Below are 26,836 nucleotides of genomic sequence, written 5' to 3'. Positions count from 1 at the left end.
CTTTTAATTAAAAAACCATAGTTTAATGGACATGAAAATAACCACAATGATGAGAAGTATTTTCACAATCCTGTCCCCTTTGTCCACGGACCATCTGCTGGTTAACCAGCCCCCGAGCGTCTGTCCAGAGGCCAAAGTTAAGCCTATTTCCCAATCCAGCTTGCCGTTCAACCCAAAAAGTATTAAAGCTGCAGTGGTGTATACCACCATCACCACAGCCTTAATTACGTTGGATTTCATTAATGTAAGGTGATTGATCGTCGACAATACCAATAAAACAAAAATACCGGTTCCGGCTTGTATAAAGCCACCATAAATGCCAATAAAGAAAAAGGAGACTATGGCCCAAAATTGTCGTTTTCCCGTAATTAATTCCTCAAAATTGTCAATGCGTATTCTTGGTTGTACTAGCATTACAATAACTATAAGGACCATTACAATAGCCAATATTTTATTAAAGGCAGTTTCATTGATGTCTATGGCCAATTTGGAACCAATCAAGGTACCAACGGTGGCTATTATGGAAAGGTACAAAATAAACGGACTGGCAATTGCCTTGCCTTTGCTCTTATAACCTGCAACATTGGCAATACCTTGGGTAAGTACGGCTATCCTATTGGTACCGTTGGCTACACTGGCTGGCAGCCCTATAAAAATGAGGATGGGCAAGGTAAGTAGGGAACCGCCTGCAGCCAAGGTATTGAGTGCTCCAACCACCAGACCCAACAAGGCCAAAAGCACATAATGGTACCATTCTTCCATAAGGCAAAAATAAGGTCTTGGAGAGAATCTATCATTATCAAAATAATTAAATAAAAAATCCCCTTTTCTTTTAAAAAGAAAAAAAGGTTTCTATATTTGCACCCGCTAAGGAGAAATGGCAGAGTGGTCGAATGCGGCAGTCTTGAAAACTGTTGAGGGTCACACCTCCGGGGGTTCGAATCCCTCTTTCTCCGCTGGGAATTGCGCAAATTCCACCAAAAGCCCGTAAACATTATGTTTTCGGGCTTTTTTAATTTTCCAAAATATCAAATAAAACCATAAAATATCATAAAAAAGGTGCGGTATTCGGTGCGTAATTTTTAATTTGATTTTACGCACCGATTTAGCTGTAATGAACTAAATTTCAATAGTTTATAAATGTAATTTTAAAATTAAATTATTAATTTTAACTATCATTTTAAATACGCACCTATGAAAACAACATTTTCCGTACTTTTTTATCCAAGAGGTAATGATGTGGATAATGAGGGCGAAGCTCCTGTTTATGCTAGAATTACAGTTAATGGTAAGCGGGGTGAATTCAGCATTAAGCGTAAAGTACCATTGGCCAAATGGAATGCGTCCGCAGGAAAAATGAAGGGTACCACACAGAAAGTTCGCGAATTGAATGCCTATATGGATAAGATACGTTATCGAATTTACCAAATTTATGAGAGTCTTCTAAATAGCAATGATCCAATTTCCGCTGATTTAATAAAGAATATTTTTTTGGGAAAAACAGACAATGAGAAAATGTTACTGAAAATTTTCCAGGATCATAATGATAAGATTGCTCAATTAGTTGGTAAGGAATATGCCCCTGGAACAATAGAACGGTATTGTACGGCCAAAAAGCATGTGGAAGAATACATTAATAAAGAGTATAAAGTAAAAGACATTCCAATCAAGAAGGTAGACCACGCCTTTATAGATGGCTTCGAGTATTATCTAAAAACAGAACGTGATTGCGCCCACAATACGGCCGTTAAGTATATCACTAATTTTAAAAAGATTGTCCGGATAGCCTTTGCGAATGATTGGATCCAAAAAGATCCTTTCCTTCATTGGAAAGGCAGATTGAAAATTGTGGACCGTGAATTTTTAACAGAATCGGAAATTCAACAAATGTTGGAGAAGGAAATCAGTAATGCCCGACTCGATCAGGTTAAGGATATCTTTCTTTTTTCATGTTTTACCGGATTGGCCTATTCTGATGTCAAAAAGCTGTCCAATGACAATGTTGTCTTGGGGATAGACGGTGAAAAATGGATAAAAATAAAAAGATCCAAAACGGACACTAGGAGCAATATACCCATTTTGCCATCTGCACAGGCCATTATCGATAAATATGCGGTGCATCCCGCCGTGCTAAATGGAGACAGAATATTGCCTGTGTTGAGCAATCAAAAAATGAATGCCTATCTTAAGGAGATAGCTGATCTCTGTGGTATTAATAAAAATCTTACCTACCATTTGGCCAGGCATACATTTGCCACAACAGTAACCTTGACCAATGGTGTTTCTATTGAATCCGTTAGTAAGATGTTAGGTCATAAGTCGCTGAAAACCACCCAACATTATGCTAAAATATTAGATAGAAAGGTAAGTGATGATATGAAAATGTTGAGGAAGAGATTAAATTTTAATAACTAGATCTAATATTCTGTTTGATTTGATTGGCCTTTTTCAATTTCTATTTTGAAAAGGATTGCTCCAGTAAATCACTCATTATATTTTAGGGTGTAAATACTTCGAGATGGATTTTCTAAAATCCCCAAGTTTTTCAATTGGGAGATATAGACTAAAATGGAACTTATCTTCATTTGAGGGTAATCTTGCAATATTCGGTCAATCAGCTGATTTTTGGTCAGGATCTTTTGTTCCAAAAAGTAAGATTGTACCCTTAGTTGAAATAAATTGTTCAAAATCAAACATTTAAAATACCCGGTACATAAAATTACAGACAATTATAGAATAATTGTATAATTATTTTGGGTTTTGAACGTATTTGCAATTGGCAATAAAAAGGCTACTGTTTAACGATTGAGTTAATTTTAGTATTAAAAAAGAACTTTTTGGAGTACCTAATAGCTATATTTGGTAAACATAAGTTAAGACTTGCAAAATAGGTTATTAAGCAAATCTATTTTTACAATTTAAAAGAGGACGTAGGGGTGCGTCCTCTTTTTTATTAAATATGATTGCTTTTGCAATCCTGAATATAGTCTAAAATTGATCCAATGGATATAAAGGGGTTGGCTATTTTGAGCTTTGTTTTTTTTTATAAACTATCATCCTCATGAATTTTGTTATTGAAGCGTATAATTAGCTCTTCCAAAAACCTTGTTTTACTATCCTTTCTACTTTTTATCTCCGCGTATGTTTTATATATGTTGTCCAATCGGATATTGAACAAATCTTCAAATGCCGTTGCAATACCTTTTATATCCTCCTTGCCATGGTTAACCGCGGAACTGGAATAAAGTGCATATATCAACTCAGTTAAGGCCGCCTTTGAGGCACTCCAAACCAAAGTTCTTTTAGGTTTTCCTAGCTGTAAGGCTTTGTGCTTATGTAATTTTAATTGATTTATTCGCTCCTGAAGGTAAATGACGAATTTGTTCATTCCCTTTATCCTTGCCCAGAGCATATCATGTGAAGTAAAGAACTTAGGATCCAAATAACATGATTCAGGTAGGGAATAGAGAGGAAATACTTGATTGGACCGTGTAAAGTACTGAATATCCAAGTATGTGAGTTCTTGTTCCATGTAATGGACAAAATCCCAATTTCTATTGAAAAACTTGTTGATTCGTTTAATTTTCTTCTCCAAGAAGTTCAATTGATTTCCAAGACCAATCTTGGGCATCAATAGCTCACATGATCGGACTTCGCTAAAATAAACCAGATGGCTTAGAGGTTCCGACTTTACTTTTTTAAAGAAGTATATTTCTTCCTCAATGGACTTAAAGTCATTCTTTTCCACTATTTTTTTCAACAAATAAAGGGCATTATTGCTTAGATGAATTCCTTCATTGCTTTTTTTGAGATCAATCCTTTTACTTGGTATAATTTCCTCTAGTTTTTGAAAATAGCCATCAATAATGTGTTTGAATCGGTTATCCATCCTACTAACTTTTTATGGTATGTTGGTGAATAGCAATTCAGAAGATTCAGTTCTGGTTTAAATAATTTTGTGGGGCGTTTTATTTTATTTAACCACTGTTTTCAAGTATCCCAACCAATTCAAGGTTGTAATTGTCCTTGGACTGTATGTAGGAAATCTGTGATATTGTTACTGCTCCCAGCTTTCTTTTTTCGAAGGCTGCGGTCATTCCAAATAGAATCTCTTTATATCCCAACTCCCCTGCCCTCTTTATGGATTGGTACAACAGTTGACGATACACTTGATGAATTTTTGCATACTCATAATCCATTCCAATAAAGGACGGAATATAGGCCCTTGCAATATTTTTATAGCAAAACATTACCCCTACTACTGGTTCCCTGGCATCCTTGGAATAATCGGACCTTAGCTTAAGAATAATGAATTCCCAATTTTGGTGGTCGCTCATATATTTGAATATTTTTTTTGGAAATGGGAAAGTGTTTAAACCAAGGTTGTTTTGTCTAACGTTTTCCAACAGCTTAAAAAAAAAATCGTATTCACGGGGTTCAATTGTATTTTTTATCTCTATTTTAAATCTTGCTTCATAAGGCTCAATATCCTTTCTAAAGTGACTTCGTGATCGCTTGGATAGATTTGATATGTAGCTTGAACTGTCTTTCCATATCAGGTTTGATATTCTACTGGAATCCGGCATTGAGACTTGAATAAATCCAAGATTATGGAAAAACTCATGGAGCTTTTCATCTTTGATAAAATCCCTGAACACCACCATTTTAGAATTCAATTTACTATCCAATTTTTCCAGTTGATCCATCAGGCTGTGTAATGCTTCATGCCAAAGTGGATGGGAGGTGTCCAAATAGAAGTGATTACCTTCAGTGAACAGGGAACCCATCCCAAGTACATAGGAAGTCAAGTAATAGGGGTCCTGCTGTCTTATTTCCTCCACCTTCTTTGAGACCGATTCGGAAGCCAACATATCATCCTTCCATAGGGAGTAGGTAAAAAAGGTGGCCAATATGGGTTTATCCATGAGGTCTCGAACAATGTAATAATGAAATTTCCAATTTTCTTCCTTCTTCTTGTTCTTTGAAAAAACCGATTCCAAAAAGTGTAGTCCCTCCCAATCGAAAATGCCATTACCACCTAACAAGGTATCCCAGTCATTTTTAGGTATTTTTGAAATGCTTTTGGCAAATTGAATATTAAGCTGAATTTTTGGTTTATTATTTGTTTTTTCTGTTTCGTTTAGGGGAAGTTTAAAAGCTGATCTTACCTTAGCATCATTGGTGTAAGTTGCTTCCAATGCACGCGGATAATGATATTGCATGGCTTCCACCAAACCTTTGATTTCTTCCTTCTGATTGTGCCGAGAAATAGTTATTCGCACACCGGTATTCTTCACCGGTACGGCTGGGAACAATCCTAAATTGACAAAATAGCCCTCTTTCATCATTCGGTTTACAAAATTATAACCGGTGACAGGCATCCCTGTACCAATGTAGAATACGGGTGAATTGTTCTGTTCAACAAGAGGTAGGCCAGATTCTGAAAGAAGCGTGTTAAAGTACTTTACACGTTCCATAAGATCGGTCTGTAATGAATATATTTCGGGAGTCAAATGTATATCTGCGGAAGCAATCGCGGCAGCGACTGACGCCGGTTCCAATTGGGCAGAAAAAGTCAAGGGTCCACCAAAATTTTTAATTTTCGCGTACATTTTGCGATTGGAACATGTAAGTAACGAACCGCTTGCCCCAAAAGTTTTGCTTAAAGTTCCAAAAAGTAAGACCTGTTCGGGAAGTTCTTTTAAATTATCGAGCACATATCCGGTGCCGTTCTTACCGATCCAGCTCATTCCATGAACATCATCAAAATAAAGGTGTAGTTGGGGATATTTATTACAAAGCCCCATGAGTTCCATTACTGGTGAAACATCGCCAAACATAGAATAGACTCCGTCTGCCATATACCATATTTTCTTATGTTTGGAAGAAAGTTTTCTAATCCTATCTTCGAGCATTTCAAGATTATTATGCCTGATCATATCAATTGGAATGCTCCTGGATTTTAGAAGTTTGGCGGCGCTTTGAACGCTCCAATGCACTTGATGATCTAGAATTATAGCATCTTGATCGTCAACTGCGCTTGGAATGACACCGATATGGCCTAAGGTGCTGTTTTTAGTAATAATAACAGGGTTGGAGTACATTTCTGTAACCTTTTCCTCCAAAGTCTTGTACAACGGGTGTGAGATATAGGTTTTAGAAAGTGGAAATTGAGTTCCATATCTATTAATGGCATCCACTGCGGCTTTTTTCAACCTAGAGTCTTGTTCTAAACCTAAGTATCCGGTAGTTCCGAAATGGAACATATCCTTTTGTCCTACCTTGATATGCCTACCGGTAAACTGGTCACCTTCTGCATAAAGGTGTAATATGCCTTGTCGTTTGGCATCATTGAATACACTATCCACGGTATCAAGAAAATTATTGGGTTTTATCTTTGCCATTTTAACTTGGTTTATGTACGCTGCAATAGTCCTATTATTAATTTTAGATATATAAAGTACACAAAATCAACAGTGTAAAGCTTCTTCAAATGGTCTTGATACCGAATAAATCCTTTATAGAACATTAATAATCCCTTACAGATAAGTTCTAAAGCATTTTATCGATAATCCTACAAAATTTGTATAAAAATTATTACTTTGAGTGGCATTTTTGAAAAGTTACCATGGAAAATAGTTTCGAAAATGAATATGCTGAGTATTATATAGATAATGGAGTTGTCCGATTTATTTACAAGCAAAATTTAACTATTCAACTGGCCGGTGCCATGGAAATAGTGTCTGATCGTTTACAACTTCAGAAGGGTAAGGCCTATCCCATACTCTGTGATATTCGAGGAATAATAGATATAAGTAAAGATGCCAGAAGATATTTGGCAACTGAAGGCTCGTCACTCACAAAAGCTGTGGCCTTTATTTCAGATAATCCCTTGTCCCAAATTTTGACCGACCTATACCTATTGGCCAATATGCCCCCTATACCCACTAAGGTGGTAAGCAATGAGTATGAAGGAATGGAATTTCTTTCCGAATTTATCGAATAAATGAACGTACTAAATTATAATTGAATCCATAATTAATAAATATAGAAGGGTAATTAAGTACCATAGCCCATATATTCATGGAAAATATAACGTACAATGGCAGGCTTAACAAAGTTTTACAACTGTTGATTGAATTATCAAGGGGTAATTTTTCCTATCGCCTGGAACGATCGGATAAGCGGGACGAACTGGAGGCCCTTTCTGCAATGGTGAATATAGTAGCCGAAGAAATAAAAGATTCCTTTTTACATCAAGGGTATGTTAATATGCACGACTCGTATATGCATATGGTGCAAATGATTTTTTTCTTGGATGAAACCTTTAAGATAACTTATATAAATCAAGATGTCACTAAATTATTGCACTGGGAAAATAGTGAGCTACTAGATCAACCTATGGTTAATCTACTTGAAAAAAAATCGATCCTAAAATGGGTCGATTTGACAAAATCATTATGTAGTGACCATGATTTTGAAAGTGAAATGCGACTGGTATTTAAGACCAAAACGAATTTGCAACTTCCTGCATATTGTAAGATTGTTGACCTTCCCCAAGTGGAAAACTCCATTGTCAGGTATATGCTAATATCATCGGATATTATTAAAAACACCAAGCTGTACGAAAGAAAACTGCAATCTAAAATATTAAAACAAATACGACTTACTAAGCACAAACATCCTGTAGAAGAAAAGTCTTTTTTAAATATATCCGATTTGGAAACTTTTAGGGCCATAGGAAACTTTCTCAAGAATAATCTAGATAAGAGTGCACCATCCCTTCAGGAGTTGGCCCATGAATTTGGAACCAATGAATATAAATTAAAGAAAGGTTTTAAGGAGTTGTTTGGTATGACAGTGTTTCAGTTTCTAAAAAATGAGCGGCTTAGAAATGCACATGTTTTGGTAAAAAGTTCCAATGAACCCTTTAAGCGCATAGCTCGGCAAAACGGATTTAAGAACGCTACCCACTTCTCACGGGAGTTCAAGGCCAGGTATGGCTATACTCCTAGAGACCTTAGAGCTAACTCTTGACCGTGTTACTTACTTAAAACTAATCCTTTTCAGAACAGTTATTATCCCAGACAGATAAATCAACCAGCTTAATTTTATACCATTCAATATCAAAACGATTCAAATGATATGAAATGGTATCAAAAGCATAGGGAAACAATTGTCGAGGTCACCTGCTTGTTATTCATTACCCTCTTTGCTTATGCCGGACTCACCAAACTCCTAGAAGGGCATCTGTTCTATGACAACATCAGGAACTCCCCCGTACTGGGAGGTAAGGCCGTGGCCTCCTTGGCCTCTTGGACCGTACCGCTATCCGAATTGGCTGTTGCCCTATTATTGCTTTGGAAAAAAACCAGATTGCTAGGTCTTTACGGGGCAGCAGTCCTGATGCTCCTATTTACCGGCTACACCCTGGCCATTGTATTTTTTGCCCCCTATAGACCCTGCTCGTGTGGGGGCGTTATCTCCCTGCTGTCTTGGGAACAGCATTTGATGCTCAATGCGATATTGCTCCTATTGGCCCTACTGGCCATATGGTACTCCCCCAAACATAAAAAAAATTCCATGGGACAAGATCCATCAAAGCCCGTAGATGGCCATGGGGTCTAAACATTAGATGTAAAATAATGAAGATATTTTGTTGCAACAGAAGCAGGGGGAAGACCGAAAACCTGTACAAAAGAGTAGGCATTTATTATTAATTAAAATTATATTATCATGAAAAAGTTAAAATTGATTTTACCGATGTTGGCATTTGTTTTTGCCATTGCACTTTCGTTTGCGTTTGCGAACAAATCAGCAGACAAGGATATCTATGACACCAAGTACATCTTGGTACAAGCACCCAACGGATGGGCAACTATAGATGTCTTGTGTAACCCGGATAATTCCGATTGTACAGTAGAATTTTCCGAAGAACCAGGAACCGAATATAGGGTTTATGACGAAAAGGATACTTCTAAGCCAACCGAGGGGGATGGTCAGATTATAGAATTAAATGGATCGGCACCGGATCCTGACTGATTTTATAATCCAGATTAAAGGGAAGGGGGGCGCATTGAATGCCCCCTTTCTTTCTTTCTTTCTTTCTTCAAAATACCATATTAATGCATCCTCTTGGCGGGGAGCATTTTAAACTCAAGTGGGTTGCCCTTTAACAGTCTTTTTGCCAAGATTTCGATATCCCTTGGTGAAATGCTTCTTATATATGCTTGCCGCTGTTCTAAACCACCCCGGGGCCATGAGGTTCCATACTTGTAATAATCGTATATCATTTTTGATGTATCGCCCCTATGGTATTTTTTCCTTTCCAGATAATCCACTCTTTCCAACTTAAACCTTTCCAATAATTCCACATCTGCGCCATTATTTTTAAACGATCGCATAAATTGTTTGGCCGCCTTTATCAATTGTTCTACATCTTCCGGACTGGCCTCAAATTCCACATAGACCTCATTGAACAAACGGTCCTTATCAAAATTACACACTACTTTTATTGTATAAATGCCTTCATCTTCAATGGAATTAAATCGCATTTCCTGCATTATTGAAAAGTTCATCATGGACTGTAAGAGTTTTAATTTTAGATCTTGTTTCCAATCCAAATCTCTTTCCGCCAAATTTGAAATATATTCCAATTGCACCTTAACTTCTCGGTCAAATTCCCTGGCCACCACAACTTTTTCTTGGGGTTTTGGCAATCTGAACTTCTTTGTATTTTTAGGAATTTCACTTTTTGGCTGCACATTCGCTGTAGGTAAATTCCCCAAATACTTCCGGCAAAGGGACAATACTTCTTCTTCGGGAAAATCCCCTGTAATAATAAAAGTGAAATTCTTGGCATTGGCAAAAAGGGTCCTGTATATCCCATATGCACGGTCCAAGTTGGTATTTGGCACCCCCTCCAAAGCCTTAGTGCCTTTGGGCAAAAAGGTACTGTCTCCCAACTTCAGTTTAATGAAATTCTTGAAATCTTCGGAATTGATGGAATGCAATGCATGGGATGACCGTGTACTAAGCTTCCAATCCTCAAAAGCCAGACTATCCTTGTTGGGCTCCGTGAAATACAAATAAACCAATTGAAACGCCGTTTCCAGATCCCTTACGGACGTACTTCCCCTTATTCCGGCTTCATCATACCCTACATAGGGCGCTACCTGAGCGTTGTATCCGTTTTTGGCAAAATATCTTTTCAACTCAAACCTATCCATTCCACCTACTCCCGAATTGTAGACAATGTCCGCTGCGTTCATTGCTGAAAAATAGTCACTTCCGGAATAGCAGCTTAGGCCCTTGGAAGTAAAACCGTGAAAACTCAGTTTATTTCGTTCGCGTGGTACAAGTACGGAATCAAATGGTTTTAATACTACTTTTATCCCATTGCCCAATGTGTATTCCGAGGCTCCGGGAATGTCCACTTTATTTATCTGAAGAGTACTTGACTTTAGGGTCTTTATTAAAGATGCTTCCATCAACACCTTGGGTATTTTTGGAGGACTATATTTGGTAATGGGCAAATTATTGGCTTCAGAAATCCATCCCCTTATTTGCTTTTCAGTATAGGACAAGGCCCTGTGCCCGGATGGTGACAGCATAATAATATCCAGTTCTTGAGGATCCGTTTTGATATATTGCCTCACAAAAACGTTCAGTTCGTCCAATGTTAGGCCGTCCATCATATTTTTTAAAAGGGCCATTCTATTTGCGGGCAATATTTTATCATAAACAAAATGATCCACAATATTATCTTCCCAAAACATTTGTTTCATAGTATCAGTTTTGGACAAAGACTCCAAGTATTCTTTCTTGAATCTTGTAAATTCGGGTTCCGAAAAGCCATTGGTCCTTAGTTCCTTCAAAAGCTGGATCGTTTTGGACAGTGTCCCTTCTAAAGTACCTTCTTCCATGGTAATATGTAATTTAATGCCTAGGGAAGATGGTAGGGCCATATAAGGGGATACGGTATAAGGGCTAACGTAATAATCCTGTTTCTCCTTTAACCTATTGTTCAACATGTCGATTAAAAGGTGTCCTTTTTGTTCCTGTTTCAATAATTCCAGCCCATTTTTATCCAGATCTTCCCTTTGGCGCATATAAATACGCATATTTACCGCTTGTCTTTTGGATTCCTTTGTAGTCAAGCGATGCTCCCTATTCATAAATTGGGGAGGGGAATTTCTATAAGCCCCGAATGCCCTGATCGGGGAACGGGGATTTTTAAGGGGTTTGGGCCTGGAGAACTTGTCCTTTATTTCTTTTTCCAGGGCATCCACATCTACTATATCGCCTACAACGACGAGGGCCATTAATTCTGGACGGTACCAATCATCATAATACCGCCTTAGAGCATCGTAGGGAAAGGTATTTATAAATTGGACAAAATCGGCAGGTCTATCGGCCCCCCTGCCCATCATCGTACTTTCCAGATCGGTCAAAATGGATTTGGCACCGAATCCACCTCGTATCCCTTTTTCATTGAGGATAACCGAACGCTCACTATCAATATATTCTTTTTTGAGGTCCAAATCCCAGATAATATCATGGAAAAGCTGAAATGCAATTTTTAGTTTCTCCTTAGTGTCCACGGAACTAAAATAATATTGTGTAAAATCAAAAGGGGAATTGCCATTGATTTCACCAGACCGGAACCCCAATTCATTGGCTTTGGCCATGGTCATATGTTTCCCTGCCTTGAATGCGAGATGTTCCATAACATGGTCCAGTTCATATTGGTCCGCATCCTGGACCGCCGAACCGGCCTTTACCACAAGGCGCAGGGACATCTCAGAGCTGCCATCACCTGTGGGTTTTATATAATAGGTAAGGCCATTGGGAAGTTTTCCGTGCCGTATACTGGGATCAAGGGGCAGCGTATCCTTAAAGGTCTTGGAATACAAATTAACTGTACTCCAAAAGAAAATATTGATCAGTAGCATTAAAATGCCCTTTACCATTCTATGATTATTTATTGTAACTTCGTAAAGATTAGTAACCATCGTTTTGTTCCAAGTTTGGGTTTTTGTCTATTTCGCTTTCAGGTATTGGGTATAGCCCATCTGAAGGCTGCCAGGATGTTTTTATACTTCCCAAAACATCCGATGCCCTTTCGGTTCGTTTAAGGTCTAGCCATCGATGGCCCCATTCGGTAAACAATTCCCTGCGGCGCTCCAAGTGAATGGAATCCAATAAAGCCGTCCTATTAATTCCAGGTGCTATTACCGAGAGCCGTCCAAGATTGGCGCGTATCCTTATTTTATCCAAGTCACTTATGGCCTCGGGTATTTTACCCAACTGAGCACGTGCCTCGGCCCTTATCAGATATTGCTCTCCCAATCTCAGTACCATGGAGTATTCCGTTATATCATCAGCGCTATTTACTTTGTACTTGAACGGATAGTGGTACACTTCATCTTCAGTGTCCAATTTCCCTATCCAATGTTCCCGTCTAATGTCCACATCGGCATAGGACCCCATCAGATCTTTGGTCAATGCAACCGGTTTTTGGGAATCGGGGGGAGGACTTGTCAAGATCAGGATACGGCCCTCATTGGTAGTATAACTGAGACTTCTCCCGGCGGGGGTTATCTGCCAAATGGCCTCCTTGCTATTGGCCAAAAAAACTTCATCCAGATTATTGAGGAGATCAAAATTTGAGATGTTCCCAATAACTTGGGTACTCGCCGCTTCTGCTTTTTCCCAATTTTCCCGGTACAGGTATACCCGTGCCAGCAAGGCCAACGCAGTATACTTATTGGGACGAATTCTTTGGCCGTCCAAAAAGGAATCCCCTAGATTGCTTATGGCCGTTTCCAGATCGGAGATTATGGATTCATAGATTACTTGGGCATCCGAACGGGAGGCCAAGGCATTTGTTCTGTAATCCGGGGATAGGATCAGGGGCACTTCCCCATAAAGATTGACCAGGTAGAAATAGACAAATGCCCTAACAAATGCCGTTTCCCCCAACAACCTTAGCTTCATTGTAGATGAAACCCCATCATATTTTTCCAGGCCGTCCATTACGGCATTGCACATATAGATTATATTGTAGGCACTGGACCACAGTGGCAAGTTATACGAGTTTTCGGCCATTATTTCGTTTTCGCCGAATTCCAACAGTTCATCGTTCAACGCCGTAGTCCAAAATTCGTCCGCTGAGAGTCCGCCCAAAAGGGAAACGGAACGTAGTCCGCCATTGGAAAAATCCGCTTTGAAAAGTTCGTTATAGATACCTGTGACCGCGCTATTGGCGGTTTCATCGCTTCCGAACACCGTTTCGCTTACTATTTTGTTATCAGGTACATCCACCTCCACAAAATCCTCACAGGAAGTTTGTGCAAAACAGATACCTATCAAAAGGGTATACCATATATTTTTCATGTTCTTGATTTTATAGGTTTAACTGAATACCACATGTAATGGTTCTTAACGGGGGTACGCTACTTCTTCCCCCCTGCGGGTCCAATCCCTGATAAGGGGTAAAGGTGAGGAGGTTCTGTGCCCGGACATACACACTCATTGCACTTATATTAATTTGTTGCAGTACCGCTTTGGGCAAATTATAGGATAGGGATACGTTCTTTAATCGTAAAAATGCGGCGTCCTCCATTCCATAAGAACTACTGGCGGCCCTACTAAAGGCCGTACGGGCCGCACTTGACTGGGATAATTTCTGGATATGCGCATTATCACCAGATTCCTGCCAGGTGTTCAAAAAATCCACTGGTCCGTTTCCGTAACGACCAGGTGAAGGAGCTCCAAATACATTTCTTAAATTGTCCTGGTCAATGTACTCGAATAGGAACCGCAAGGAGAGACCTTTATACTGTAAATGATTGCCAAGACCGCCATAATACCTCCTTCCCCTGTTTATTATTACTTGCCTATCCTCGCTATTGTACCTTCCATCTTCGTTGATATCCACCACACGGTACAGACCGGTTTCGGGATCGATGCCGTCATATTGATAGACCATTGATATGTTCAATGGATAACCTACCTTATATTGATTGTCATAGGAAGTCTGCCCAATATTATCGAATTCCAAAAGCTTGTTGTCCGGGAAGGTTACATTGATGGAGGTACGCCAGGAGAAGTCTTTTGTCCTAATGTTGACGGTTTCCGTTTGCACCTCCCAACCGGAGTTCTGTACCAGTGCCGGAAGGTTGGCCTGTACCGATCCGAATCCGGTAATGAATGGCAATGGAAAGCCTACCAATTGATTGGAAGAACGATTTCTATACCAGTTCAATTCCAGATTTATGCGGTCGTTTATAAAGCCTAACTGTAACGAAGCCTCCAGTTTTTTGTTCACCTCCCAGGAGTAGTCCGGATTGTACAACTGGGTAGGGTACAGCCCGCCTACCCCATCCGTAGCCTCATAGGCATCCAAAAATCCGTAGTCCGGGATCTGGTCGCTCCCCGTAGTCCCGTAACTTCCCCTAAGCTTTCCAAAACTCCAGAAAGGAACATTTTCTTGTACACCCCTCTTTTCGCGGAATATCCAGGCCCCTCCCAATGCCCAGAAGTTCGAGAACCGCCGATCTGGACCAAATCTAGAGGACCCGTCCCTCCTGCCCGTAAGGTTCAGAAAATACTTTCCGGCCCAATTCAGGCCCAAACGCCCAAATAGTGCCCCGTACCTATACTCCGTATTATCATCGCCCAAAACCCTGACCTCGTTGGCCGCGCTCAAATTGCCCATTAAGCTTTTGTTGGCATAGCCCGTGCTCGAAACATTCAGATGACTGTTCCGATTGTCCTGGAAGGTGGTTCCTATAAGGGCATCCATGCCCAATTTGCCCCAATGCCGTTGGTACATTAATTGTGGTTCCACGATCCATGATAGCCTATTGGTAGCACTTTGGGCCGTTCCCAAATCTATTTTATCCCATCTTTCAGGGTTGTAACGTTCCCTGTAATATCTTATCATATCCTCACTGTCCAGTTTGGAATATCCAAGATTGACCTTAAGGTCCAACCCCTGTATAATGGTATAGGAGAGGGCCATATTGGCAAGCAGATTATTTGCCCTTATGTCCTGGGGCTGTTCCAAGACCGCCAAGGGATTATCCACCACCCAATTCTCCCAATTGAGACTGCCATCTTCCTTATAGATCGGGGGTGCATTAGGGGGTGCGGTAAGAGCATAGTTTATAAAATTGGAACCATTGAAAATGCGATTTTTATCTACCCCATAATTGGCGGAAAAATCCAATTTAAACCTGTTATCTTTGGATCTATGGTTAAGGTTTATATTGGCCGTGGTCCTCTTATAGTCAAAATCCCCTGGAAAAACGGAACCTTGGGCGCGGAATGAGCCCCCAATACGGTACGAGGTATATCCATTGTCCCCTGAAACCGCCATATTCACATCTGTCATTGAAGCAGTACCGCCAAAAAGTGTTTCCTGCCAATCCGTATAACGGTTTTGGTCCCATAACGTGAGTTCGGGCGCGTATACATCCTCCGGCGTAAAACCATCATTTTCTATGGCCTTTCTTCTAATGGCGAGATATTCCTCAGTGTTCAAAAGTTTAACCTTGTTGGACACCTCGGATATTCCGGAATAAAGACTAAGGTCCAAGGAGGTCTCACCCTGCTTGTCATATCCTTTTTTAGTAGAGATCAGTATTACCCCGTTGGCCCCTCGCGAACCATAGATGGCGGTGGCATCGGCATCCTTAAGTACCTCTATGCTTTCTATATTGGCATGGTTCAAGGTGTTCAAGGGATCTATTCCTGTGGAAACGGTCAGCGAACCACCACTTTGTAAGGGTGTGGAATTAAGGGGGATTCCATCCACTATATAAAGTGGATAATTACCATCATTTCTTAGACTATTGGTGCCCCGTATGCGTATGGTAGGTGCCAGGCCGGTAATACCTACCCCCTGCTCCACCTCTACCCCCGCCATACGGCCCTGCAGGGCCTCTAACGGACTTACAATGGGTTGCAGTTCAATTTCCTTGGCCGTGACCCTACTGATGCTCCCGGTACGTTCCTTTTCCTTTACCGTATAGTAACCGGCATTGATCTCTACCTCTTGAAGCTCGGTGACCTCGGACTGCATTTGCACATCCATGCTAGTCCTGCCCATTATGGGAAGTTCCCTACTGTGGTAGCCCAGATAGGAAAAGACAAGGATATCATTTTTATTTACCAAAAGAAAGTACTCCCCTTGGGGGTTGGTAAAGGTACCAGTATTGGTACCCTTGATAAGTACATGTACCCCGGACATGGGACCATAGTTATCGGTAACAGTACCCGAAATCTGGTACTGTTGCTGGGTATGAAGGTTGGAAAAGATTTTAGAACAATGCCCATGGGGGAAATGGGCAAAGTAAGGAGGGGGAACAAAAAAGCAGATAAATAGTAGGCAAAGGCGTAGCATGCCCTTATACTCAAGATTATTTTTCATAATTTTGAAGATTAGATGAAACTTAGTTTTATTTAGTCAAGGCCTTCCAAACCAGTCGGTCAAACAGGGTTTGGGAGGCTATTTTTGTAAATGTTCTATGTCATAGGCAATATGGATGTGTTAGTTGGTATTGCTGCTTGGTGTGCAAGATTATGGTTGCCGTTGGGACATACCTCACCTGGCTCACTGTTATGGCTCCTCCCCTAGCCTGTAATCATTGCTATTTTATAGCACAGCTGATGCAGCAAAGGAATAGCCTTAAATGATGTTAGGCTGCTTTGTCGTTATTTGGCCGGATGCCAAAAAATGTGTGGATCGTGGATTATGGGATAAAAGGATTTTCGAGTTCCGGAAAAATGGGTACAACACAAATCCCATAATAATGAACCGGTTTACTTTTTTAACCAGTTCTGTGCAAACCTATATTGGGTTCTTGGGCTTTTTGGTAAAGAGAATGTCGTACATGGTATGCTGCAAAAGAACGGTAAGTTGCCCTGTGGCTATTTTACCGTTTAAGTTACATAAGATGTGTTTCATAGCTCTATTAGCCTTTTAGTTATTATTTGCAAAACTTCTAAATAGAACAACGCTCGGTATAAAGTGAGTGGAACTCACTTTAAGGTCTATATACTGGTTTAGCACACTGTGATAAGAAAACCCATGCCCCGGGTCATAGGCATCTTGCTTATCATCCCGTGCATTAAGTTACCAGTTTTTAGACCGGGAATCCAAGCGACTGCTTCTAGACTAATTCAAACAAAGAAGAATCGCAAAATTACTAATTCGATGCAATATAATAAAAATATTCGTTCATTACCGTATTCGGTAATGAAATTATTTTATAGAACATTCATATTGCATAAAAGCATGCAATGATGAATGAATATAAAACTGAAAAAATTAAGGCATTAATTGCACAAAGAATAAAAGAGTTAAAAGGCGAAACGTCCTATACGGATATTGCAAAAAAATGTAATATATACCCGGGTAAGATTAGTAATGTTGCTAATAATAAAATAGACTGTCAATTATCCTCTTTAATTGAAATCGCCACAGGGTTACGAGTACATCCTAGACAAATCTTCGAAATCATGTTTGATTTTGAAGATTATTATGCTAATTTGGACGGTATTTCCAAAAATAAAAAAACTTCAAAAAGAAAATAAGACACTATTTTTCTGCTTTTAAACAGTTCGGTTTAAAGGGACGCTGACACTATGGCCTTTCAGAGGAGCCATAGTTGGCAGGCTTTTTTCTTTTAATTTAATGGTTCGCAATATGTTTTATTTACAACTCTATCTCTCATTTTAGCCTTGTCATTAAAATTCCTTGAAATATTTCTAACTATATCACTATAATTATCCACTTCGTTCCCTTTTTGATGATAAAATGGCTTAATAGAGGCACAATTGTCGTGTTCAAACATTGTGTTTAGTAAAGTTCTGTCTGAAATTCCACAAGAATGCCCAAATATGAAAATTTGAAAATAACCACTATTAATAAATTCTAACAATTTTTTATAATTGTCAGATTCTAAGTAGTTTATTGATTTAATATTTTCCAAATACCGATTGTCATTAAGTTCTTCTATAGAATTGTAATCTTTATCAATTTCGTCTCCAAATCCAAAAATTATTGGGTTTTTGTCTAATCTGTCCGTCGTTCCGTGAATGTGATTAAACTTTGCTGATGTATATTTTTGTTCTAATTGATTATAAAATCTTTTTGGGTCTTCATAGAGTAATTCTGTAAATGTATAATTGAAATTTAAAAAAAGGGTTTGATCTGGAATCAAGTCAAAATAGCTGATCGCTGAATCTGATAAGAGCATTTTTTTTATTTGATTTTGATGATCACTTTTGCCAAGTCTTTTAATTATATTTCTCTGATGTTCGCTTAATTTATCAATGGATATGTGGTTAGCTTGAATGGCAATTATATTTTCCTTCATAGAATTATACTCCAATTTAGCACGTTGATTTATAGCATCTTCTGAAAAGTCTTTAAATTTATATGGATGATAAATTTTATTTCCAATTGTTGTTTTTAACTGAAGAATTTTTTTATCAATATTTAAATCAAATTCTTTTTCTATTCTGGTTAAATATTGTTGCAATAAATCTTTAACACGCCTAAAATCAAAATTTAGTTGTGAGATGTTATACTCTTTGGGGCGCTTAATCTCTTGAAAAGACTGTTTTAATAGAAAATAATATTCATTTTCCACATCGACCCAAGTGTTCAAATTAGATTTCTCTGTGAGTTCTTTTAAGAATATATTTTTAAATTCAATTGATGTTTTATAGTCTTTGATTCCTCTTTCTAAATCCATATAGGTGGTTCCTGTTATATATCGCGAAGGGGAATTTTTGACTTTTATTTCGTCATTTTCAAAAAGCTTACCTAAAGTGGTTTCCTGAATAGCAGTAATTGTATTTGTCCAATAATCATCTATAAAGGATTTGTAGCTTGTTTTCATTCCGTGAGCTAAATCAAATCCATTTCCAATTAGTATTATTCTATTCATTAAAACTCTGTTTTGTCCCATTTTCGGGTTATTACCCACGGTCACGGCAATATATAGTGTAGGATTAGAGAGAACTTCACCGTCTACCTACCAATAATTATATTAATGTTCTTAAACATTCAATTTAGCATTAAAACCCATATTACGTATAGCATTTGACACAAGGTGTTTAGCTTTTAATTGACTGATTACAATAAGGATGTGTCAATTGACAGTTCTCCTCACTTCCCGTCCCTTTTTCTCGTTGCCTGATTACGTGATCATAAGAAACCGATTTGTCTGGATCTAAATAGCCATTACATATCGGACATTTTATAGCTGACTCTAAGGCTCTTTTGAGAAAGGATTTACTTTTTGTTTCATCATTAAACTGCGTGTTTGTACTTACATGATCACCCACTACAATTTTGCCTTCCAATTCTGTAATTTCTACAATAATTGAGTCGGTTATTTCAACTTCGTTACAAATTTGTTCAATAAGCTCATCGATCAACTTTGCGAAAATCATGTTCCTTTTCCTTGATATGTGCTTTTGCAGAATTGTTGCGATAAGGTCTTTCCTGTAAACTAGAATATTTTCAAGATTCTCTCTCGCCTTAGTGAATTTTCGAAAGAATTCAGAGTCATTATTAATAAGCTTACGACCTATTAAAAGAGCCATTCCAAGAAACATGGCTCTAGAATGTCTCCCTGTTGGGCCATAAAAGTATACAGCTGGATGTAATCCTAAACTACCTCCATCATTTCCAGATATCCTGCTAATTAATCTCAGTGACCTCTTTAATGAATGAATAGTAAGCTCTCCAGTTGCATCATCATCCTGATCAGAAACCGCTTTTGGCTCACCTTGTTGATTTCTGTTTGCTATTAGCATTAGATCGATAAGAATTTGAATAGCGTCTCTGATACCTTTTGAACCTCCTAATGGTAGATCAAGGGTTTTAATGGGTCTTTTTAATTCGGGTTCAAAAAGTATTTTATGAAACCTTCTCGAATATTCTACAATTTTGGATTTGTTTTCGTCCTCAAAATATGACCAATATTTGTGCCCTGTACCAGCTCGAATTACAGCTCTGGCGGAAATCGGAATAGGCTTTTTTCTATTTTTTAATAATAATTCCTCAATACGGTCTAATGGAGTACCTTGAGTGTTAATTTTGAAAAAAGAATGCTCTGCTTTATCAGCATCTCCTTTAACCCATTGAACTTGTATGCCTCTTGATATTATGCGACTTATTCTCTTTCTTTCAGTTGGGTCTATTTCTTGTTGCTCATTTTGCTGTTCTAATCGTTTGTAACTACCAATTTGCTTATCTACTAACTTTCTAGTTTTCTCCGCAATTCTTTGTTGTTCTGGTGAAATAACCCTCCCAAAATATTCATATGAAAGTGCCCCATCTCCATAATCGTCTTCAATCCATGCTTTGATGGCACTTAGTCTATGCCCTCCATCGATCACGAAAATAAACGTAGGAGACTGCCAAAGAATTACTGCAGGGATTAAGTCACCTGAAACAAAACTTTGCAGAAGTGATAGAACTTGATTAGGTGTCCAATGATTGGTTTCCCGCTGAAAATCGGGCTTCCTTAAATTGGGACCTATTAGTGCCCCTTTAGATAAATCTCTTAATGACAATTTATCAAAACTATCAAAATGCTCTTCTTCCTCTGAGATGCCAAAGTCTTCTCTGATTATCAAAGCATCTAAATTCACTAAATTTGATTTTGCCATTTCTTATTTTTTATTGCCTTGTACATATGGATATAATAATTTACAATTATATTTTACTCATAGGTCTAAAATAACTAATATTTTTAGTTGTATAATACCACGGCGGGATTTGTTGTAATAATCCTATTTAATGGAATCCTGTCTAAGGAACGGTTTTGGTATAGCATAATGTAGCCTTCCCCTTTTTGTAGCTTTCCCCTTTTTGTAGCCTTCCCTAAAAATGCAGAAATATCAAAATGGAACCCAGGCGGACAAGGGAAAATGATTTTTGATAACTTTAGGGACCCGACAGGACTTTTATATCCATCTGAAAAACTCTATTAAACCATAGCAATCCCCATAGTAAGGGAACCCGGACCCGGTTCAGTCAACACGGTCTTCATGTTTGGCCGTACCGACCACACGAAGACTTAGTTATTGACAGTAGTTTTTATTTATATTTTTCACAAAGTTTTCGGTCGTCAAAAAATTCCACTTTTTTCGTTTTAGGATTAATTACTCCGTAAACTATATGTCTATTATTTTCAATTCGGTCATTTATATTTTTGGATAATTTGTCATTTGGAAACAATTCATAATTTTCTATTACTAAATCTAACAATTGGTCAATTGCGTCTTCCCAATCACTTTTCTCTAATTCATTGTCAAATAATAATTTTATATGTCTATTGTTTTTTGTTTGTAATTCAATAGATACTAATATTGATTGATTGTACTTTTCAGATAATTTTTTTGTTGATTCCCTCGCAGTAATAAATCTTGCTTTAATGTGTTTTCCTTTTTCAACAATTTTCTTTAACCCGCTTTTTAAAAGTAAATAGTGGTCTTTACCAGCTTCTTTTAAGAAAGAATCGAAATATGGTTTAAGAATATAGACACCAAAAGCTGTCGGAACAACCCATTCAAAAGCCATATAAGCATCTTTCTCAACTTTTTGAATTTTTAAATTTAAATTGGTTGTGTTAAAATCTTTGATTTCATCCTCAATAAATTTATCAGGACAGTCGTCTGGATAAATTAATACTATGTCAGGTATTTCTTTTTGTTCCATTATTGTTTAAATTCCTTGATGTAATATTCTTGCAGACCATTCTTTTAAAAAACTATAAGCTACACTTTGTACATTTTCAAGTCTGCTTATTACATCCTCAACGTAATCAACTTCTACAGGGATAACTCCGTGTGCTATATTATTTCTTATTTCATTGTGTTGATTAATCCATCTGTCATTATTGATATTTGGCCATTCACTTACGCTATTTCCCCACAAAGTCTCGAAACAATTCCAAATTTGATTTATTATTCCATTTCTTGTTCGTTCATTCTGTGTGTGATATTTTCCAGCAACAACACTAATCGAATTCCAAAATGCAAGAAACTTATCAAAAGGGTCGTCAGTATAAAGTCCTTTTCTATACCAATTTAATGCTCTTAAAAAAGCTGTATGCTCTAAATTCAAAGTCCTTGAAATCTCGAAGCATTGTTTAAATTCCTCCTCATCAATAATTGCACGAACGACATTTTTATCAATTAGATTTCTTATATCAATATTTGATATAAAAACAGATGTATTAACTTTTAAGGCTAAAACATCAAGCATTTTACCAATAAAAAGTAAAGCAACTTTATATGCTCTATCTTGATTAGAAGTAAATACTGTAGAAGAAATTCTAACTCCTTGTTGGTGAGGTTTTATAACTATATCACTTCTAAATACATTTCCGACATCTAATTCTTTATCCGTATTAAAATCGACAGTCTTTCTTGTAATTACTTTACCAAAAACGGTTAATTCAACATCGTATGTTCGCATTTTCTTTTTATTTGGTAAGGTTTGTTCAAATTACTGCCAACGGTCTTGTGTATGAAACGTAGCGTGTAAAAAGACACTAGATTTTCGGATTAACACAGAGCCGAATTTTTATATTTTGTTTTTAATTTATAATTTTTTAAAAGCCAAATTAAAAATTTGGCGGTCTTTGTAAATATATACAAACCTCTCGAAAAGCCTATATTAGCTATGTTTTTTACACGTTGTTGCCAGTAGTTTTTATTCCGATTTTTTAAATTTTTCAAGAGTTCCAATCTTTAATGATTCAGTCGCTAATAAATTATCTATTTTTTTAACAGAAAACTCATCTTTGATAAAATCAGTTAGCTCTGAAACTTCTCTTTCTTTTTCAACTATTAAATGCGTTATATTTTCAATGTCAATTTTTAGTATGTTTTTCGGCTCGTTAAAATGAGGCTTATCAGTTCCAATCCACTTTTCGAATTCTGGATTTTTTTCGCCACTCATTTTTGTTTCAAAGATGATACCTAAATTAAGGAATCCCTTTCTCCATTCTCTTTCGTTGTAAGCAATTCTTGTCTGATTATTTTTGTTTTTAACCTTGTAAGGTTTAGAAAGAAGAATTTGAAAATAAACATTTTGATGAGCTTCTTCTGCATACTTTTTAATGGCTAAAATTAAATTATCATCTGTGTGTTTGTCTATGGAATTAATTAATTCTTTAACTTCTTTTGGTAATGGATTAAACTTGATATAGTCAGTTATTTTAGTAAATCCTTTTCCTTTTGTTATGTCTTTAAGAATGTCGATTGTTTGTGGAACAAGTGAGAGATTCAGTAAGTTCGTAATTGATTTATCTACTATACTATTTTCATAAATATAGATAACTGGATTTAGTCCATTTTGTACTGCAAATTCTCGATTAATGACAACTCCATAACTTCCATAATCGACAACCTCTTCCTCTCCAATATCTCTAAACAGCAAATTGCTAAAAGAAACCATTGGAATTAGAATTTTTCTACCACCTAAATTTTCAACTGCATACGAAGGTTTAAATCCTTGCGTAATAATGTTTTTAACTGTAGATAAGTCGTTCGTTATATGTAATAAATTATCTACTTGTTTCAATGTTTCTTCAAATTACTGGCAACAATTGTATATAGTAACTAGTGCTTATATTCCTATTATATGCCTAATTTAGTAAATCTTTTTAGATAGCCTGGTTATTAATTTAATGGCTTATAGCTCTGCTGTCCCCTACCCTATTTTGTGGGGTCTGGGCGCTATTCGTTGGTTAAATTTTTAGAACTAAAGAAAAACAATTCTTTGAAAAGTAAATTGCGGGAAACCGCAAAGGGCATAGTGCTAATTATATTTGCGGTATTTGAGTATGTAAAACTATAGAGGGTTGGATAGGATACGGTTTTGCAGCCAGTATATTACCAATCATCTTTTTTGTCGGTTTTTCCGGATAAATAATTATATAGTGAAAGGTTGAATCTATTCAAAATATTCAATGTTTCATTAAGCCATGGCTGATAAATCTCTTTGTGAAGGTCAATTATTTTTTGCGATTTCCCATATTTAGGGTCTGGAGTCAATAATTCGATTGAATTTACAATAGTTTTCCCATTTTTTTCATCAGCATGATTAGTTTTTGTTAAGGTAGTTCTGTACCTATTGTCTTTGAAGTCAATCTCAATTGTATAAACCATATCATCTGTTCCTTTTACCTCCTCTGTACCTGAAATTCTAATAAACTCACCTTCAATTTTGCTGGCTATAACTTCATCGGGGTAATTATAATTAAGTTTAATCCATTTTAAGGTGTTGTTATAAAGTTCCATACTTGTACCATTGACTTCAGTGACAAATGGATTTGGACTGATTTCACCAACTTCATCAAAAATATTAGTAGTTTGCGCAAATGACATAGAAATTATCATGCAACAGGCTAGGTTTGAAATTGTTCTTTTTATTATGTATTTATTTGAATTAGAACAGTTTATTGTTAACAATTGTAATATTTATTAAAAGTAATGCAATCATAAAAATAACTACACCAATAAAAATTAAAATTCCTGAAAAGGTTTTGTTAGAACTGTGTTTTTGTGCTTTTCCAAAATCATCAAACCCTACAACTCCACCAGATGTTGTATTTTCAAATTCATATTTTAATAATCTTTTTCTCCAATTATAACCGCGAATTGTTAATATAGCTCCAAAAATTAGAAATGAAAACATTACTATCCAAAAGAAACCATGTGCCAAAATGTTATTAAAAATAGCATTTGACTTTTCTTTTTGTTTCTCTTCATTGGCATCTTTTAATTTTTTGTTGTGCTGTTCTCTTCGAGAAAATACATTGTTGTATTGGTTTTTAGCCCTTTCGTTAAATAAAGTGTTTATAATATTTTTTTGAAACTCTTCATTATTTGAAAAATTGCCTATCGTTGCATCCCAATCTTTAGCATTTTTATCTAGCTCTAAAGATTTAATTTCGTTACTATATCTTTGACGAACCTCTTTGTAAAAAGTAATATATTCTTCATTCTGTTTCTTTTTTGCTGCCATAAGAACATTGTCTTCTAGCTCTTCAAAATCACTCATTCGATATAATGCGATTCTAGACAAACGTGATAATGTAGCACACTGTTGAATGTAGGTGTCCGCTTTATCTTTGCCTTTTACTTGGTTTAAAACCTTTTGAGCAGTTGGCATGTCGAAGAATTCGGGGTTATTTTGACTAAATAATTGAAAAGTCAAAAAAAACAATAAAAAAAATAAATTTTTCATATGGTTAACTAATTTAGTCATATTGCAACTGCAAAAATTGGATATAGTCATCGACTATATATCTTTTATATGCCTAATTTAGTAAATCTTTTTATTGGTCTAGTTATTTATTTAGTGGCCTATAATCCTTACTTACCCCTACCCTATTTTTGTCAATTCGGACCTTCATTGTCTTGTCTAAAATATGCATATAAAGAAAATTAATTCCTGGAATTGGAAGTTGCGGGAAACAGCCAATAACATCTTAGGTGCAGACTGACAAAAAATAGAAACTTGGGATTGAGGTCCAGATAATTATGGGGATGGACTAGTGCTTTTCATGGGACACCGTGTTAGCAACTGTTTATTTTTCTTTAATTATTATTTTTCCATTCTGCCATCCTTTGGGTAGATATAAGTTAATTCCTGTCTTATTTTCAACATCTATTAAATTATTTCTTAGCTCAATGCTTCTAAGTCCAATATCAGCTCTATTCTTATTTATAGTTTCAAGAATTATATCGTCTGGAATAGTTCCAAGAAAGCCATAAGATGTTAATTTATGGTCATTTAAAGCTGCAATTTGCCAGTCTTCTATTTGAGCGAATTCATATGGTGATATTTCACCTTTTTTCAACGCATTCAATAATTTCGGCTTTAATTGAGCGTATATTGTATCTTTAGAATTATAACTTACTGATATTGAGTTGTGATGGCTTAAAATCACTGAACACCACAAATTATTCCCTATAAGTCGTTCTCCAGGATAACCATATTCATTTAAAATTATCTCTAATTTTTCCATCTGACGTTCACTATGTGGGGCAAATTTATTTTCAGAGTATTTTCTTTTAGATTTTTGTCCAATTCTAAGTAATGCTCCAAAAGCTTTTTTTTGATCTTTTTTAAACATCTCATAGACTTGTTTTTTAAGTTGAAGGTTTAGTCTTGACAAGTAAATATTGTGAATGGAATCGTATACTGCAATGATTTGAGGCCATTCCTGTTGTTCTTTTAAAAATTTTAAGTTGTCTTTTTTGTTGATACTCTCAATTGTCCATCCATACTTGAATCCAAGTTTAATAAAATTCAATGCTGCTTTATAATCTTTTTCAAATACGCTGAGTTCTGTAGCAATTTTGATATCTCTTAGAAACAAGAAATCGAACTCTTTAAATAGAGAGTCAAACTTATTAGTTGCAGAAGTGTATTTTCCTTCCACAATTAACTGTTCGCATTCAATAACTTTAGAATGGTAGTTCAAATAGTTTTTTTGTGCATAACTCTTAGTAGAAACTAAAAGATAGCACATCAAAATAATACTAAGTGAAATCTTTGTCATTAAAAGAGTGTTTTGTAATAGTTGCTAACGCCTGAGCTAAACGTATTGCGGAAGTGAGGAAATTTTTCGTTTCCGTCTGCGTACGAAGCTAAAGCATATTGCCTGCCCGAAGGTGTCTTTTTGGTACAGGCGGGTTTTGTAATTATTTTTATTTTAAAAGCCAAATCAAAAAAATTGGCGCACTTTGCAAATATGTGCACACCTTGCGATTTAATAATCACTAGCTA

At 36.8% G+C, this 26,836-nt stretch carries 20 protein-coding genes and 1 tRNA gene; 7 read left to right on the top strand and 14 right to left on the bottom strand.

The genetic code is table 11. The features are described 5' to 3' along the window. Positions 1 to 3 precede the first annotated feature (3 nt). Positions 4 to 762: a sulfite exporter TauE/SafE family protein gene (locus tag BUA60_RS07895; RefSeq protein WP_072861211.1), complete on the bottom strand. Its 759-nt coding sequence runs from the start codon at positions 760 to 762 to the stop codon at positions 4 to 6. A 109-nt stretch (positions 763 to 871) separates the two neighbouring features. Between BUA60_RS07895 and BUA60_RS07890 the strand changes: the two genes are divergently transcribed. Both BUA60_RS07890 and BUA60_RS07880 read left to right on the top strand, forming a co-directional pair. Next, a tRNA-Ser gene (locus tag BUA60_RS07890) sits at positions 872 to 956 on the top strand. Between the two features lie 238 nt (positions 957 to 1,194). After that, a complete protein-coding gene (locus tag BUA60_RS07880; protein WP_072861209.1) occupies positions 1,195 to 2,415 on the top strand; it encodes a site-specific integrase in 1,221 nt (406 codons plus the stop codon). Positions 2,416 to 3,043: 628 nt separating this feature from the next. Here the strand turns inward: BUA60_RS07880 and BUA60_RS07870 are convergent. Continuing rightward, positions 3,044 to 3,889: an RteC domain-containing protein gene (locus BUA60_RS07870; protein ID WP_072861207.1), complete on the bottom strand. Its 846-nt coding sequence runs from the start codon at positions 3,887 to 3,889 to the stop codon at positions 3,044 to 3,046. Positions 3,890 to 3,977: 88 nt separating this feature from the next. Next, positions 3,978 to 6,404 (bottom strand): aminotransferase class I/II-fold pyridoxal phosphate-dependent enzyme, encoded by a 2,427-nt coding sequence (locus BUA60_RS07865; RefSeq protein WP_072861206.1) that lies wholly within the window; start codon positions 6,402 to 6,404, stop codon positions 3,978 to 3,980. A 224-nt stretch (positions 6,405 to 6,628) separates the two neighbouring features. Between BUA60_RS07865 and BUA60_RS07860 the strand changes: the two genes are divergently transcribed. From BUA60_RS07860 to BUA60_RS07845, 4 genes are all read left to right on the top strand, one after another. Next, positions 6,629 to 7,006 carry a DUF7793 family protein gene (locus BUA60_RS07860; RefSeq protein WP_072861205.1) on the top strand — a complete coding sequence of 126 codons (378 nt, stop codon included), beginning with the start codon at positions 6,629 to 6,631 and terminating at the stop codon, positions 7,004 to 7,006. A 77-nt stretch (positions 7,007 to 7,083) separates the two neighbouring features. Further along, positions 7,084 to 8,037, top strand: coding sequence for a helix-turn-helix domain-containing protein (locus BUA60_RS07855; RefSeq protein ID WP_072861204.1), 954 nt, complete (start codon positions 7,084 to 7,086; stop codon positions 8,035 to 8,037). Positions 8,038 to 8,145: 108 nt separating this feature from the next. Then, positions 8,146 to 8,628, top strand: coding sequence for a MauE/DoxX family redox-associated membrane protein (locus BUA60_RS07850; RefSeq protein ID WP_072861203.1), 483 nt, complete (start codon positions 8,146 to 8,148; stop codon positions 8,626 to 8,628). Positions 8,629 to 8,736: 108 nt separating this feature from the next. Continuing rightward, positions 8,737 to 9,042 carry a DUF6520 family protein gene (locus BUA60_RS07845; RefSeq protein ID WP_072861202.1) on the top strand — a complete coding sequence of 102 codons (306 nt, stop codon included), beginning with the start codon at positions 8,737 to 8,739 and terminating at the stop codon, positions 9,040 to 9,042. Positions 9,043 to 9,122: 80 nt separating this feature from the next. On the opposite strand, the gene BUA60_RS07840 is transcribed toward BUA60_RS07845, so the two are convergent. The 3 genes from BUA60_RS07840 to BUA60_RS07830 are packed head-to-tail and all read right to left on the bottom strand — an operon-like array spanning position 9,123 to position 16,438. Next, on the bottom strand, positions 9,123 to 11,972 hold the full coding sequence (locus BUA60_RS07840; protein ID WP_072861201.1) for a M16 family metallopeptidase: 2,850 nt from the start codon (positions 11,970 to 11,972) through the stop codon (positions 9,123 to 9,125). Positions 11,973 to 12,003: 31 nt separating this feature from the next. Then, on the bottom strand, positions 12,004 to 13,398 hold the full coding sequence (locus tag BUA60_RS07835) for a RagB/SusD family nutrient uptake outer membrane protein (protein ID WP_072861200.1): 1,395 nt from the start codon (positions 13,396 to 13,398) through the stop codon (positions 12,004 to 12,006). 10 nt (positions 13,399 to 13,408) lie between these two features. After that, complete coding sequence (locus BUA60_RS07830) at positions 13,409 to 16,438, bottom strand: SusC/RagA family TonB-linked outer membrane protein (RefSeq protein ID WP_072861199.1); 3,030 nt, start codon at positions 16,436 to 16,438, stop codon at positions 13,409 to 13,411. An 872-nt stretch (positions 16,439 to 17,310) separates the two neighbouring features. Between BUA60_RS07830 and BUA60_RS07825 the strand changes: the two genes are divergently transcribed. Next, positions 17,311 to 17,604: a helix-turn-helix domain-containing protein gene (locus tag BUA60_RS07825; RefSeq protein ID WP_143153147.1), complete on the top strand. Its 294-nt coding sequence runs from the start codon at positions 17,311 to 17,313 to the stop codon at positions 17,602 to 17,604. A gap of 92 nt (positions 17,605 to 17,696) precedes the next feature. Here the strand turns inward: BUA60_RS07825 and BUA60_RS07820 are convergent, their stop codons facing one another. The 8 genes from BUA60_RS07820 to BUA60_RS07785 form a co-directional block, all read right to left on the bottom strand. Continuing rightward, positions 17,697 to 18,965 carry an AbiH family protein gene (locus BUA60_RS07820; RefSeq protein WP_072861611.1) on the bottom strand — a complete coding sequence of 423 codons (1,269 nt, stop codon included), beginning with the start codon at positions 18,963 to 18,965 and terminating at the stop codon, positions 17,697 to 17,699. Positions 18,966 to 19,134: 169 nt separating this feature from the next. Further along, positions 19,135 to 20,697 (bottom strand): HNH endonuclease family protein, encoded by a 1,563-nt coding sequence (locus BUA60_RS07815; protein ID WP_072861197.1) that lies wholly within the window; start codon positions 20,695 to 20,697, stop codon positions 19,135 to 19,137. Positions 20,698 to 21,127: 430 nt separating this feature from the next. Further along, the gene (locus BUA60_RS07810; protein ID WP_072861196.1) at positions 21,128 to 21,748 is read right to left on the bottom strand and encodes a casein kinase II subunit beta family protein; all 621 of its coding nucleotides are present in this window, start codon (positions 21,746 to 21,748) and stop codon (positions 21,128 to 21,130) included. Between the two features lie 6 nt (positions 21,749 to 21,754). Then, the gene (locus BUA60_RS07805) at positions 21,755 to 22,510 is read right to left on the bottom strand and encodes a methylamine utilization protein MauJ (protein WP_072861195.1); all 756 of its coding nucleotides are present in this window, start codon (positions 22,508 to 22,510) and stop codon (positions 21,755 to 21,757) included. A 237-nt stretch (positions 22,511 to 22,747) separates the two neighbouring features. Further along, positions 22,748 to 23,620, bottom strand: a complete 873-nt coding sequence (locus tag BUA60_RS07800; protein WP_072861194.1) for an abortive infection system antitoxin AbiGi family protein — start codon at positions 23,618 to 23,620, stop codon at positions 22,748 to 22,750. Between the two features lie 311 nt (positions 23,621 to 23,931). Beyond that, positions 23,932 to 24,510 (bottom strand): DUF4468 domain-containing protein, encoded by a 579-nt coding sequence (locus BUA60_RS07795; protein WP_143153146.1) that lies wholly within the window; start codon positions 24,508 to 24,510, stop codon positions 23,932 to 23,934. After that, positions 24,488 to 25,288, bottom strand: a complete 801-nt coding sequence (locus BUA60_RS07790) for a hypothetical protein (RefSeq protein WP_072861192.1) — start codon at positions 25,286 to 25,288, stop codon at positions 24,488 to 24,490. The genes BUA60_RS07795 and BUA60_RS07790 overlap by 23 nt, the downstream gene beginning before the upstream one ends. A gap of 343 nt (positions 25,289 to 25,631) precedes the next feature. Then, positions 25,632 to 26,609, bottom strand: a complete 978-nt coding sequence (locus BUA60_RS07785; RefSeq protein WP_072861191.1) for a hypothetical protein — start codon at positions 26,607 to 26,609, stop codon at positions 25,632 to 25,634. Positions 26,610 to 26,836 lie beyond the last annotated feature (227 nt).

The sequence above is a fragment of the Arenibacter palladensis genome, from assembly GCF_900129275.1.
In the GTDB taxonomy this organism is placed as follows: Bacteria; Bacteroidota; Bacteroidia; order Flavobacteriales; family Flavobacteriaceae; genus Arenibacter; species Arenibacter palladensis.
The sequence above is the reverse complement of the archived record's forward strand: the minus strand, read 5'-3'. Positions and strand labels throughout refer to the sequence as shown.